This is a genomic window from Pseudoalteromonas sp. S3776 (assembly GCF_005886915.1).
Classification (GTDB): Bacteria; Pseudomonadota; Gammaproteobacteria; order Enterobacterales; family Alteromonadaceae; genus Pseudoalteromonas.
On the sequence record NZ_PNCU01000015.1, the window covers coordinates 214,204 to 226,956 of the forward strand.

Sequence of the window (12,753 nt, forward strand, 5' to 3'; positions counted from 1 at the left end):
ACAGCTGCTTTGCACCTTAAATACATCATTTGATTTGTTTTTGGCCACAATTACGTTTAAACAATAATAAATCGCTGTTATTTTATATTGTGATCAAACGAGCCCACATCACCTGGGAACACCACTGGCGATTCAATCCCGTCTTTACTTATCGCTGCAACACCAAAATAGTAGTTATCAATAACCACATTTTTAAGTGTGGCCGTTGTAACTTTCCCAACATCTTGGCTAAATTGCCATTGTGGCTCACTGGTATAGCGCCAATAAATACGATAACCAGCTATATTATCATCATCTGACTTTTGCCACGAAAGCGTGGTGTTAGCATTAACCGCGCCTTCAATTTTCACCTGCTTAGGGGGTGCTGGGGCCCACGCCATTGAAGCCATAGTTACAGCGTTGAGCGAGGTAAGTTTTGCAGTGTAGTCAAAATCAACACCATCTATTGTATCCCCATAAACCACGCCATTTTCAGTGCGTAAGTCTTGATGCTGTCGGTCGTAATGCTCGTTAGTTTCCATAATTCTGACTGCAGCAAAACCTGCATCGTTAAAGGGTCTATGGTGCCCGCCTCGGCCAAATCTATCTAACCTGTAAACTAACATTGTATCTAAATTTGGGATGTACCTATCAGCAATAATATCTATATAGCGGGCTAAATTACGGCTCGCTGAGTCTACCTCACCGCCGGTAAATCGCCTTGTACGCGCCTGCTCTTTAGTTTCTACTACTCGTGTGCCTTCAGAAAATATGCGTGCCGTTGTATTGTCGGTAACGCCATTAATACCGGTAATGTTGCCAATCATATCGTTATTTAAAACGCCATGAACTTGCCAATCATGCTTTTGCGCATACGCTGTGAGTATTTTACCACCAAACAGGCCTTGCTCTTCGCCCGAAAGTGCCGCATATACAACTGAGCCATTAAATTCATATTTGCTAAGTATACGTGCAGCTTCAATAACACCTGCCACGCCCGAGGCGTTATCATTGGCACCTGGTGAATCACTGGTAAAGTCCATAACATCACTCACGCGCGAATCAATATCGCCCGACATAATCACCATTCGGTTTGGCTCAGTACTGCCGCGCTGAATTGCAACAATGTTTACTACTTCAACAGGATTAGGGATTCGTTTTTCACCTGATATGGTGTCTTTAACTTCAATTACTTCTAGGCAGCCACCACATTGTGCTGATATTTTCTCAAACTCTTTTTTGATCCAACGCCTTGCAGCGCCTATGCCCCGTGTTTCAGACTTAGTGTCTGAAAGCGTATGGCGAGTTCCGAAATCCACCAGCGTTTGTATATCACTCCCAATACGCTTAGCTGATACCTCGGCTGCAATATCATGTAGCTTTTGTTGTTCTTCATATTTTATGCTGGCATGAGCGTGTGCTGTTAACCCTGCCGTACAAGCAAAAGCTAATGCACTCAATTTAATAAGTTTAGTTGTAATAGAAAAAGGGGTTTTGCGCATTATAAGCTCCTTATTTTTTACCTTACCTTTACTCAACAACCTTGTTAGTGCAACTATTTTGAGTTAAAGCTTTGTACAAGTAAGCTCAACTGTAAAAATTAACCACAGTTACACACTCCTCCCTCGTTTATGCAACCGAGCGTATTACAAACCTTGTTACATAAATATGTTACATACATTGCGTGTTTTCGTGGCAAACTAATGGGGTGTTTTATTTGTAATTGTAATCTATGCGCCAGCTTAAAGCCGATACGGTCTCTGCCAATTTAATAGCTTTTAGTAACAACCAATATGGGCCTATTTGTGTTTATCAAAATACGGCCTATCGCTGGTTAACACTTGCCCAAAATGCGCATAGCGATATTACTATTCAAGGGGTAATGAGCCTTAATAAAAATGAACAACTACTGATTGCGGTTAATCAATGTATGCTGTTATTTTTACTAAAAACAGCAGAGCCACTTCGGGTTTTAAATTTAGGTTTAGGCACTGCGGGCATTGAACGAGCTATTTATTATTTACATAACAAAACAGCTTATATAAATAACGTAGCTGTGTTTGAGAGTGTAGAAATAAACCCCGCGATGATAAGCGTTGCTAAGGAGCATTTTAGCTTGCCCGCTAATCATACGGTGCACGTACAAAATGCAGAGTTGTTTGTTGCAACGTGCACGCGTACATACAATGTCATCACAATTGATATTTTTAGTGGCGATGTACACCAAGACTTTTTATCAGATAGTGTATTTTGGCAAAACATACGTCGCTGCAGTGAGCAAAACGCACAAATTATTATAAATTTAAACCCTAAAACAGGAAAAGAGCTTCAAGCTTTACTCGTCCTGTTTAGGCAACACTTCAGCTGCATCGCCCTTATAGAGTTTAACGAGTACAAAAATATTGTCGTGATACTTTCTCAGCAAAGCTTAATACACATCAATAAAGAAGAAATAGCTCATTCGCCATTATTTAAAACATGGGCGCCCACCCTTCACAGCGACATAAACAGCATTTATCACATAGAGTAATTTATCGCCCAGGTTCGTGTTTTTCATAGCATGGTAAACGGGTTTCTAATTGCTCCCAATTGGCTTTAGAGGTAACAAAATTATGCGAAATGACCTGTTCAGTTATATCACTGTCTATCAACCCTAGACGTATACGCAAGCGTGATTTATCCTCAGCGTTCGCACTGTAAATGGGCGATCCACATGTTTTACAAAAAAAGCGCGCACGCCCAGGTTTAAAATTAAATTCAGTTAAATTATCTTTACCTTTGGTAAGTGTAAAATCGCGAGTATTTACAAAACCATTTGTGGCAAAAGCAGTCCCGCTGTTTTTTCTGCATAGTGAGCAATGGCAATGAATGATTTGAGAAATAGGCCCTTTAATTTCAATGCTTACCGCTTTACATAGGCACGTTCCTGTATACATATAATCCCTTTATTATTTTAATTTGTGTGTTGTTAGCTATTTTACCCGTTTAAAATATAAACGTCAGCACAATAGATACAACACAATATTGGTTGACTAATCCACAGTAAGTTGGTTATATAAATTTTAAGGTTTAAAAATTAAAACCCATGTAATTGGTATACCAATTTACGTACTTACATTAGTAAAAGAGGGATTATGCGCGTTAAATACAGCTTACTATTAGTGGCCTGCTCAGGATTATTAGCCTGTAGCCAAAACAATCAAAACGCCCCCTCTGCAAAGTGGCTACTAGTAGATAACTTTGAACAACCACTAAAAGGCTGGACAAAGGCCGACACAGACAATCAAACTCAACCTTATGTCGCTAACCCACAAGTGACTAAAATAGAGGTTGAGGACACAACCAAAGGGATTAACCATTTTTTAATTAAAAAGCCCGCCGAAAAGGGTATTGTTGGAAACCGTAAAGCCCTTAGCTATAAAAAGCTGCCAAAAACAGTGCCAGTTGGCGAAACCTACACTTTTTTTACACGTATTAACGTTGCCTCTTTTCCAAATAACCATGCTTTTGGATTAAGTAATTTAGAGCCAGAGCAAATAAACGTTCATGGCTACGATGCCTTCGAAGCCACTCTTCGGGTTACAGATAAAACCGAATCAAACGGTTTAGTTAATACCGGGGCGCTAATGGTCAAAACTGATAAGGGCTATAGTAATATCCAAAACTATGCACAAGCGCAATCGGCTCAACCACTTGATACAAACAGTTGGTACAACATTTGGTACGTTGTTAATAATGCATCGGTAAAAATGCAAGGTCAGCAATATAATGTATACGTGCAAGGCGGCGAATTTAAAAACCAAACCTTAGTGTATAAAAATGCCACCATTAGAATGAAACGCGAACGCCCACTTAGCTACTTTTTAGCTAACTGCAATACGGGCCCTCACAAAAATCCTTACGGAAATGGGGGGTTACGCTATGACGACATTTACATGATTAAAGGCGTAAACCTTACAAACCCTCTTCGATAAAATTAGCTGTGTCATTTAGTCATTAAAGTTCTACAGCGCGCTCCTTAAATGGTATGATCATTTTCTATTATTTGTCATTTAAGTTTATAAAATGTATCGATTATTCGAAAAAATGACCAACGCATTTCCTGAGCAAAAGCCAACGCAGCCACCCTCTACCTTATTTGCGTTTTGTCGTCATTACACTAAAGGCATGGAATTGTCGCTAGTTTTAATGTCTGTTAGTGCTGCCCTGCTTGCTATTTTAGAAGTGTCGTTGTTTAGCTATATGGGCCAATTGGTTGATTGGTTGGGCACCTACACACCACAAACTTTGTTTGAAGAGCAAAAAGCCGAGCTTATAAAAATGGCAGTAGTGCTTTTAGTGGTGTTGCCTATTGTGGTGTTTTTTCACTCGGCTATTTTACACCAAGCATTACTGGGTAATTACCCTATGTCGATTCGTTGGTTGGCGCATAGATACTTATTACGTCAAAGTGTGAGCTTTTATCAAAACGAGTTTGCAGGGCGTATCGCCACAAAAGTAATGCAAACATCACTGGCCGTGCGCGAAGCCGTAATGAAGCTGCTCGATGTACTAATGTACATAGTGGTTTATTTTGGCGCTATGGTGTTTTTAGTTGCCGAAGCAGACTGGCGTTTAATGCTGCCACTTTTAGTGTGGGTAATTGCTTATGCCGCCATTCAAATGTACTTTGTGCCAAAACTTAAAAAAATTGCCAGCTCGCAGGCCGATGCACGTTCAGAAATGACCGGCCGAATAGTCGACAGCTATACAAATATATCGACCATTAAGCTTTTTTCGTACACGCAACGCGAAGAACAATACGCTAAACAAAGCATGGATGTTTTTTTAAAACCTGTTTATAAGCAAATGCGCTTAGTAACCAGCCTTAACTTTGCCATTAATAGCCTAAATTACTTATTAGTATTTAGCGTGGCCGCACTCTCTCTTTATTTGTGGTCGTTAAGTGCAATTAGCGCAGGCGCAATTGCAGTAGCAGTAAGTTTATCGCTTAGATTAAATGGCATGGCGCAGTGGATCATGTGGGAAATAAGCAGTTTGTTTGAAAACATTGGTACCGCCACCGATGGCATGAAAACCTTATCGACGCCAATAAAAGTAGCTGACAAACCCAATGCGAGCACGCTTGAAGTTACTAAGGGCAATATTGAATTTACAAACGTGCATTTTAACTATGGTAAAGCCGCTAACGAAACCAATCGTGGCCCTGTAATGAACGGCCTAAACCTACATATAAAACCCGGTGAAAAAATTGGCTTAGTGGGCCGCTCTGGCGCAGGTAAATCAACCTTAGTTAATTTATTACTGCGTTTTTACGATACTGACTCTGGCACCATTAAAATTGATGGCCAAAACATTACCGACGTAAGCCAAGAAAGCCTTCGCCGTTATATAGCTATGGTTACCCAAGACACTTCCCTGCTGCATCGCTCTGTAAAAGATAATATTTTATACGGCCGACCCGATGCCTCAGAAGCTGAAATGCTCAGCGCTGCCAAGCAAGCTAAAGCGCTCGACTTTATAAGTGATTTAGAAGATAGTAAAGGCAATAAAGGGTTTGATGCACAAGTTGGCGAGCGCGGTGTCACCCTATCTGGCGGGCAACGCCAACGTATCGCTATAGCGCGGGTATTACTTAAAAATGCACCTATTTTAATACTCGATGAAGCCACCAGTGCGCTGGATTCAGAAGTAGAAGCTGCCATACAAGCAAGTTTAGATGACTTAATGACAGGAAAAACGGTTATTGCAATTGCCCACAGGCTATCGACTATTGCGCAAATGGACAGACTTATCGTACTTGATAAAGGTGGTGTGGTAGAGCAAGGCAGTCATGAAGAGCTTATTGCACAAAATGGTATTTATGCTGGCCTTTGGGCGCACCAAACCGGTGGGTTTATTGGTGTAGATTAATCTCAGTTAAAAACAAAAAAGCGAAAGGACTAATTACAGCCCTTTCGCTTTTTTATACAAACGCCTAAATAGCCTTTAACCACGTGATATTAAGCCATTAGCCTTAAGCCAATTAAAATTAGCATGACAATATTGGCAATAAAACTGATTAAAAAGAAGTAAGTGCGTGGGCTTGGGTTTTTCTCGGTAGCTATAACGTAATACAACACCATATGAATTAATCGCGCTATTACATACACCCAAACACACATAGCAAATATAGGGCTTTGGTAATTTATAACAAATGCAAACAGCACAGTACCAATAAATAGCGCACTGTTTTCTAGTGTGTTATGAAAAGTACGATGAGCCCTGAATATAAAACTGTCGTGCGATAAATCATCGCTTATTTTACCTGGTACAGCATTAGGTTGTTTAGCTTTGCTAAAGGTAGCAACCGACCACTGTACCACTAACATTATTAAATAAACGTAAAACGCCATATAGGCAGAAAGCGCAACTTCAGTCATTTTTGTGTCCTTAAAATTGTTTTAACTCAGTAGTTACAGCAAGTTTCAAGCCTAAAATAAGTCATTTATAATTAATTACTTATAATTTATAGGGTCAGTAATAATGTAAAAGCTGCAAACCTATTTATAAATGTTACCCACGTATTAACTCCTTAACGTTAGCGTAATTGATACCACTGCATGATCGGTTGTTAAATCGTCTCGTTCGTATTCTGGGTTTATTAAATGCCTGTCGTATGTATGATAATCACTCACTTCATAAAAGCTATCATCGTAACTTGGGTCAAACTCACACGAGAGTAAAATATAATCAAGTACCGAACTACTTGTTCCATAGTAATGGGTGGGGCTGCGCATTAATAACGGCGCAGTATTATTTATTTGCGAAGTAGCTTCGTTTATTGACTGTTGCGGCGCAGCAGAGCCATTACTTTGTTGAGCATTTGTATGGCTGCCAGCGTTTTGTTGTGTGTTGTGCGCCGTAAATTGGCTCATTCTTAGTGTTTTAAATAGCTGCCACGCATCATTTAAACAATATTTAGCAAGGTAGGCCTTAACGTCAAACGCTGGGGCAAATCGCAATGTATTCGTTAATAAATGACTCAACACGCCATCTGCTAGGTCGTTATTAAAATCGCCCATTAACACCATTGGCTGTTGTGTGGCTTCGCGTCGGGTAATCATTTCTATCATTAGTAAGGTGGCTTCACTACCGCGCTGAATGGTTGAGCCCCATGAACCGGCCACATTTGCTTTAAACGCTTCAATTATGCTTTTTTCGGGCGAAAGTTCGTTATTTGTGATTGCCAATGATTTCGTGTTTTCGTCAGGCTCTAATAATGGCCGTTTAGATTTAAAGTGAACAACGTAGCAATCAGTATTACCTACATGGGGCAATGAAATAGTGGCTCTTAATACTTTACGGCTAAATGTAAAGTCACTGCAAAGGCCAAGAACACTAGCAAGGGCATTACTGTGCTTAACCGCAGCAACCTCAACAATCTCAAATTTAGACGCTATAGCAACTACCGGGCGTTTAAAAATAAAGTCGTCAATAATCTCTGGCGAGTCAACCACAGCAAAATACGCGTAACCTTGCTGCGCCATTAACACTTTTAGCGATTCAATACTAAATACTTCTTGAAAACCGACTACATCAGGCGCGTACTCATTTAAATAATCTACTATCCAACGCTGTTTGCGTGCCCATTGCTCTGCGGTATAAATTTTTTCAAAATCGTAATACGCATTAGGCGGCTCAAGGTAGTTAAACAAATTAAACGTAGCCATTTTAAATTGCGTGTTTTTTACTACAGGCTCATTTAAATCGTCGGAAGATTCAGCCTCAAGCGCAGTGTGATGTAAAGTCGATTCAAAATTACTGATAACAATAGCCTAGCGTATTAAAGTGCGTTAATTATACCCTAAAGAGTTTAAAGTTCTAAGCCCGTGAATTATTCTCAACATGCAATTTAAAGCCGTAATTTACGCTATACTGCCCTCCTCGTTATTAGCGCACACATAGGTATTATGAACTACTCAAATTTTGGTACTAAATTTACACAACCCAACGGAATAACGCAGCTTATGGAAGATTTAGGCAGCGCTAACGCAAGCAATAATCCAAATATTGTTATGTTAGGTGGCGGTAACCCCGCACACGTACCACAGGTTAATGCCGTATTTTTAGATGAATTACAAAAGCTAGTAGCCAGTAATAAAGTATCGCAAGTATTTGGTTTGTACGATGGGCCAACTGGCAATGACGAGTTTAGAGCTGCCCTTGCTAAACAGCTCAATAGCGAGTTTGACTGGGGTTTAACAACGCAAAACATAGCACTGGGTAATGGCAGCCAAGCTAACTTTTTTGTGTTGTTTAATATGCTTGCGGGCAAAATGAGTGATGGCACTAATAAGCGTATATTGTTTCCGCTTGCACCTGAATACGTAGGTTACGCCGACCAAGGTTTATCTGATGATATGTTTGTGGCAATCAAGCCCGACATCGAAATTTTAAATACACTCAGTGGCTCTAAGCAATTTAAATACGTGATTGATTTTGACGCGGTTGAAAATGTACTTGCTGAAGATAGCAGTATTAGCGCGCTGTGCGTATCGCGCCCTACCAACCCAACTGGTAATGTGATTACCGATGAGGAAGTACGCCACCTTGACGCCCTAGCACACAAGTACAATATTCCCCTAATTATTGATAACGCCTACGGCGACCCTTTCCCTGGCTGTATTTACACCGATGCAAACCTTACTTGGAACTCAAACATTATATTATGTATGTCGCTTTCAAAATTGGGCTTGCCAGGCCTGCGCACTGGTATTGTGGTTGCCAATAACGAAATAATTAAAGCCATTGGCCGTGTTAATGGCTCAATGGTGTTATCGCCTAATGCGATTGGTCCAAGCTTAGTAACCCGCTTAATTAACGAAGGCGAATTACTGCCTTTATGTAAAAATACGGTATTACCTTTTTATAAAAATAAAGCAGAGATAGCCATAAACCTGTTTGATGAAATTTTTGCAGACTTGCCTGTTTACTTACATAAACTCGAAGGCGCGTTTTTTATGTGGCTATGGTTTAAAGACTCAAAAATAACCAGCGAAATGCTTTATCAAAAACTTAAAGAGCAAAACGTATATATAATTCCTGGGCATAACTTTTTTATTGGCATTGAAGATAGCTGGGAGCACAAACACCAGTGCGTACGTATTAACTACGCCAACGATGAAGCCACTCTCAGAAAAGGTTTAGAGGCAATTAAAGCGCTGATTATGTAGCGCTTTAATTAACGTTTTTCATCTTATTTTTACGAGGTGGTTAATGCTTAGCGTTAGCCACTGAGTTTTGTATTTAACCTACTGTTTAGGGGCTAACGCCTTAGTTAACAGGGCAAACAGCAAGCCACCTAGCGCACCTGCTAGTAACTGTAAATAAAAGCCCCATCCACGTGCGCCCGCTATAATATGAATATTCATAATCGACTCAATAGCCACTAAAACCACAGCAAAAGCAGTAATACCCGCTGCAATAAATAACACCATACTGTATTGTTTAACTTTTTTAGTAAGCTTTACAGTCACTAAAAACGCAATGGCAAGCGCTATGGCAATAATAGCGCCATAGGTAAGTAATAAACCTAACCAATCATCTAGCGTTAAATTGATACGATCGCTTAAGCTCACTACGATACCTACATTAACTAATTGATTGACAACGTATTGGCTATGAAACAAGCTAGCAAGGGTAAAGGTAAGTAACCAAGAAACTAAAAATATAGGGAGTACACGTGTTAAAAATGGCATGGTTATCTCAACTTAAAATAAAGCTTTTTTCTTACAGTAGCAAAGGCTTGCAATGTAAACAACGACTCTCTCAATTAGCGCTATGGCTGTTTGTAGGACTATTTGCATCTACCGCCAGTGCAGCTGAGTTACCTAAAGAGCAATACAGTACTCACACACTCGCAGCACAATTAAACTCGCCGTGGAGCATGGTTAAACTTCCAAACGGGACATGGCTAATCACAGAGCGCGACGGCCACGTTGTTATTGTAAAAAACAATCAGCAAACAAGAGTAAATTTAAACCTTGAAGGCTTATACGTTGCAGGCCAAGGCGGCTTACTGGATATAGTGCTGTCGCCTAATTTTAACACTACTAAAGAAGTTATATTTACTTATGCGCAAGGCACTGCTGAAGCTAACCGCCTTGTAATTGCCAAAGCCACCTTTAATGGCACTGACTTTTCAAAGCCTAACGTTATTTATAAAGTAGCGACTGATAAAAACACTCCACAGCATTACGCTGGCCGCGCCCTTATTTTACCCGACAACACCCTACTGTTTTCAACCGGTGATGGCTTTGATTTTAGAGAGCAAGCACAAGTGATAACCAGCCAACTAGGCAAACTATTGCGTATAAATCTAGATGGCACTATCCCAAAAGATAACCCGTTTATTAATCACAAAAACCCCAATGCACACGCTGTTTACTCGCTCGGTCACCGTAACCCACAGGGCTTAGTATATGATTACGATACAGAGCAAATTGTCAGCCACGAGCACGGCCCCGCCGGTGGCGATGAGCTAAATTACTTAACGCCAGCTACCAACTACGGCTGGCCGGTGATCACCTATGGCAAAGATTACTCGCAAGCACGTATTTCACCCTTTACGGAATATAAAGGTATGCAAAAGCCAAGCGTAGATTGGACGCCCTCAATCGCCCCGTCAGGCATGGCGTATTACGGCACTAAACAGGCCGCATTCCCTTCACTTGCACAACATGTACTCATCACCACGCTTGTTGATAAAAAGCTCTACAGCGTTAATTTGGCAAATGGTGAATTCACCCAGTCTCACGTATTTCCACAAGCAGCAGGAAGATTAAGAGATGTTTATGTAACCACGCAAGGTAATGTAGCGATATTAACCGATGGGAAAGATGCGAAGCTGATGTTGATAAAGCCAAAGTGATACTCACTTAAATGAATGATGATTGTCTCGTAAGATTTATTTTAATGATGTTTAACTTTTAAAATAAATCTTACAAGACTAAACATGGTGCCAAGCTAAATTTATACTTAAAGTCAGATCCTTTAGGTAAGCTTTACAAAAGGTTTTTATGGTGTGTTTAAATTAACTTTCCTCTCGCAGGCTTTTTGAAAATCATCCGGAGAAATTACGATTTGCCGCGTTGTATTTTTAACCTTCTTTTTTACCTCTTCTCTATTAAAAGCTATGTAACAGCCACTGTCGTCACTTATCTCAATTGAAGATAAATATTTATCCATTATTTTTGATTCACTTGATGACTGCTCATATTGCCAAACATTTACTTCACCTGCTTTTAATGGCATGTCCATTACCTGAGTACCGTACTCAGTTTTAAAGACCAATTTAACCATTAACTCTTCAGCTGTAGAGTTTTTAACACTAGCCCAGTAAATGCTTGAACATGAGCTCAATACAAAAGTTATTAGTAATCCAAAAATTAATACCTTTAATCTTTCCATAGGACCTCAGAACTCCAAATTAATCTTTTTATATCAACTTCAAGCGCTTCACTGCGTGTAATGCGTTGCTTTAGATTAGCCGTATTTTTTGTGTCATTGTAGTACTTCATAAGATCAATCTTTCCTTGATTGGGATAACCTGGAGAAGACGCTTTAACATTTTGAAGGAGAACATTTGTACTACCTTTATGACCCCAAGATAAATTAATACCTCCTACATAAATAAGTATAGAATGGCCAAACTCATGCGCTGAAACCAACTTAAATTCATCATCGATCAATTTTGATGGTATTCCAGCTGTTACAGCTCCTCTTTGATAAATAAAACTCGCATCAATACCTAATATAGCTGGATTCATTGAACGACCATAACTTTCACTTTCTTCTATCTCTAGGTCTACAGGAATGGCATCAGAACTACTTTTATGTAAAGGATTAATTATTACATTAAAACGCACACCCGCCACTGTAATTGTATTTGACCAATATTGTTTAATACCAGCTATAGCCAACGTTTTTAATTTAAGGTAATCGCCTTGTTGCAAACTGTTTTGTTTAAAATTAAGGTAAACATCAATATTGATGGTTCTTAAGCGGCTATTAATGGTCGTTTTAGCCCAAGTTGCCTTATGAGCCCCGTTATGAACTTTTAGCTTTCTACCTCTGCCATTTCGGGAGGGTCCTACCCGTACCATACGATAATTAACAGTGGGTTTATCAATTGCTTTATGAAGATGCTCTTCAAAAATATCGAGCGTAAGAGAGTGTTTTTGAGGGTTCGCAGCTGTTGAATCCATTTTATATTCCATTATAGTTAGTAACAATTGCTAAGATGCTTTTTGTTTAACAATTCTATTAGTTCCTCTAAATAGCCCAATATACTTTTCAAAGATTTTAGTGTCAAGAGTACCTATCTCAAAAACAAATTAAACAGACACCCACTATAATTTAGCAAGCAAAGCTGAGTCTCTAGATTTATTTTTTAGGTCAATAATTGATTTTTCACAACTGCGTTACTTCCTTTCATATAGTAAATGAGCCATTTTACCCTTAAATCCTAAATTATAAGCATGAAAATGATTGCATAACTGCAATTTTAATTTTTTACTTTGTGGTTTTTAATCTACGCAAGCAACTTTACACAGTTACCAATCTTCGCGGAAGATATAGCTTAACTAGACACCCACTCTAATTTAACAAACAAAACAGTATTATTAGATTTACCTTTTTTACTCAGCGTTTATCTCTTTTTTTATCGTTATTCGTAAAGTACTCATTAAATAAAACATTACCGCTGTTAAACTAAATTACACGCATAAAAAT

12 protein-coding genes are annotated in these 12,753 nt (G+C 39.4%); 5 read left to right on the forward strand and 7 right to left on the reverse strand.

The features are described from left to right. Positions 1-77: 77 nt before the first annotated feature. Entirely contained in the window at positions 78-1,481 is a 1,404-nt protein-coding gene (locus tag CWC16_RS08145) for a M28 family peptidase (RefSeq protein WP_138541178.1), read from the reverse strand. 230 nt (positions 1,482-1,711) lie between these two features. On the opposite strand from CWC16_RS08145, the gene CWC16_RS08150 reads away from it, so the two are divergent. Continuing rightward, entirely contained in the window at positions 1,712-2,509 is a 798-nt protein-coding gene (locus tag CWC16_RS08150) for a class I SAM-dependent methyltransferase (protein ID WP_138541179.1), read from the forward strand. A 1-nt stretch (position 2,510) separates the two neighbouring features. Here the strand turns inward: CWC16_RS08150 and CWC16_RS08155 are convergent, their stop codons facing one another. Beyond that, entirely contained in the window at positions 2,511-2,915 is a 405-nt protein-coding gene (locus CWC16_RS08155; RefSeq protein WP_138541180.1) for a GFA family protein, read from the reverse strand. A gap of 198 nt (positions 2,916-3,113) precedes the next feature. Between CWC16_RS08155 and CWC16_RS08160 the strand changes: the two genes are divergently transcribed. Then, positions 3,114-3,953: a hypothetical protein gene (locus tag CWC16_RS08160; protein WP_138541181.1), complete on the forward strand. Its 840-nt coding sequence runs from the start codon at positions 3,114-3,116 to the stop codon at positions 3,951-3,953. A gap of 91 nt (positions 3,954-4,044) precedes the next feature. Beyond that, positions 4,045-5,892, forward strand: a complete 1,848-nt coding sequence (locus tag CWC16_RS08165) for an ABC transporter ATP-binding protein (RefSeq protein WP_055014296.1) — start codon at positions 4,045-4,047, stop codon at positions 5,890-5,892. Between the two features lie 89 nt (positions 5,893-5,981). Here CWC16_RS08165 and CWC16_RS08170 read toward each other — a convergent pair whose 3' ends face one another. Both CWC16_RS08170 and CWC16_RS08175 read right to left on the reverse strand, forming a co-directional pair. Beyond that, the gene (locus tag CWC16_RS08170) at positions 5,982-6,401 is read right to left on the reverse strand and encodes an MAPEG family protein (protein ID WP_138541182.1); all 420 of its coding nucleotides are present in this window, start codon (positions 6,399-6,401) and stop codon (positions 5,982-5,984) included. A gap of 144 nt (positions 6,402-6,545) precedes the next feature. Next, positions 6,546-7,691, reverse strand: a complete 1,146-nt coding sequence (locus tag CWC16_RS08175) for an endonuclease/exonuclease/phosphatase family protein (RefSeq protein WP_249929196.1) — start codon at positions 7,689-7,691, stop codon at positions 6,546-6,548. Between the two features lie 240 nt (positions 7,692-7,931). On the opposite strand from CWC16_RS08175, the gene CWC16_RS08180 reads away from it, so the two are divergent. After that, positions 7,932-9,194 (forward strand): valine--pyruvate transaminase, encoded by a 1,263-nt coding sequence (locus tag CWC16_RS08180; protein WP_138541183.1) that lies wholly within the window; start codon positions 7,932-7,934, stop codon positions 9,192-9,194. Between the two features lie 78 nt (positions 9,195-9,272). Here the strand turns inward: CWC16_RS08180 and CWC16_RS08185 are convergent, their stop codons facing one another. Continuing rightward, a complete protein-coding gene (locus tag CWC16_RS08185) occupies positions 9,273-9,719 on the reverse strand; it encodes a hypothetical protein (protein ID WP_138541184.1) in 447 nt (148 codons plus the stop codon). Here CWC16_RS08185 and CWC16_RS08190 point away from each other — a divergent pair. Then, a complete protein-coding gene (locus CWC16_RS08190; RefSeq protein ID WP_138541185.1) occupies positions 9,704-10,891 on the forward strand; it encodes a PQQ-dependent sugar dehydrogenase in 1,188 nt (395 codons plus the stop codon). The two genes, CWC16_RS08185 and CWC16_RS08190, sit on opposite strands and share 16 nt — an antisense overlap. Positions 10,892-11,037: 146 nt before the next feature. Here the strand turns inward: CWC16_RS08190 and CWC16_RS08195 are convergent, their stop codons facing one another. Both CWC16_RS08195 and CWC16_RS08200 read right to left on the reverse strand, forming a co-directional pair. After that, positions 11,038-11,430: a hypothetical protein gene (locus tag CWC16_RS08195; RefSeq protein ID WP_055014303.1), complete on the reverse strand. Its 393-nt coding sequence runs from the start codon at positions 11,428-11,430 to the stop codon at positions 11,038-11,040. Then, complete coding sequence (locus tag CWC16_RS08200; RefSeq protein ID WP_138541186.1) at positions 11,418-12,227, reverse strand: hypothetical protein; 810 nt, start codon at positions 12,225-12,227, stop codon at positions 11,418-11,420. Before CWC16_RS08200 ends, CWC16_RS08195 begins: the two co-directional genes overlap by 13 nt. Between the last annotated feature and the right edge of the window lie 526 nt (positions 12,228-12,753).

Bases quoted from the DNA above. Each gene is read 5' to 3' on its own strand.
- CWC16_RS08165 (WP_055014296.1), top strand. From the start codon at position 4,045: ATGTATCGATTATTCGAAAAAATGACCAACGCATTTCCTGAGCAAAAG.
- CWC16_RS08160 (WP_138541181.1), top strand. From the start codon at position 3,114: ATGCGCGTTAAATACAGCTTACTATTAGTGGCCTGCTCAGGATTATTA.
- CWC16_RS08195 (WP_055014303.1), bottom strand. From the start codon at position 11,430: ATGGAAAGATTAAAGGTATTAATTTTTGGATTACTAATAACTTTTGTA.
- CWC16_RS08175 (WP_249929196.1), bottom strand. From the start codon at position 7,691: ATGGCTACGTTTAATTTGTTTAACTACCTTGAGCCGCCTAATGCGTAT.
- CWC16_RS08145 (WP_138541178.1), bottom strand. From the start codon at position 1,481: ATGCGCAAAACCCCTTTTTCTATTACAACTAAACTTATTAAATTGAGT.
- CWC16_RS08150 (WP_138541179.1), top strand. From the start codon at position 1,712: ATGCGCCAGCTTAAAGCCGATACGGTCTCTGCCAATTTAATAGCTTTT.
- CWC16_RS08155 (WP_138541180.1), bottom strand. From the start codon at position 2,915: ATGTATACAGGAACGTGCCTATGTAAAGCGGTAAGCATTGAAATTAAA.
- CWC16_RS08180 (WP_138541183.1), top strand. From the start codon at position 7,932: ATGAACTACTCAAATTTTGGTACTAAATTTACACAACCCAACGGAATA.
- CWC16_RS08200 (WP_138541186.1), bottom strand. From the start codon at position 12,227: ATGGATTCAACAGCTGCGAACCCTCAAAAACACTCTCTTACGCTCGAT.
- CWC16_RS08185 (WP_138541184.1), bottom strand. From the start codon at position 9,719: ATGCCATTTTTAACACGTGTACTCCCTATATTTTTAGTTTCTTGGTTA.
- CWC16_RS08170 (WP_138541182.1), bottom strand. From the start codon at position 6,401: ATGACTGAAGTTGCGCTTTCTGCCTATATGGCGTTTTACGTTTATTTA.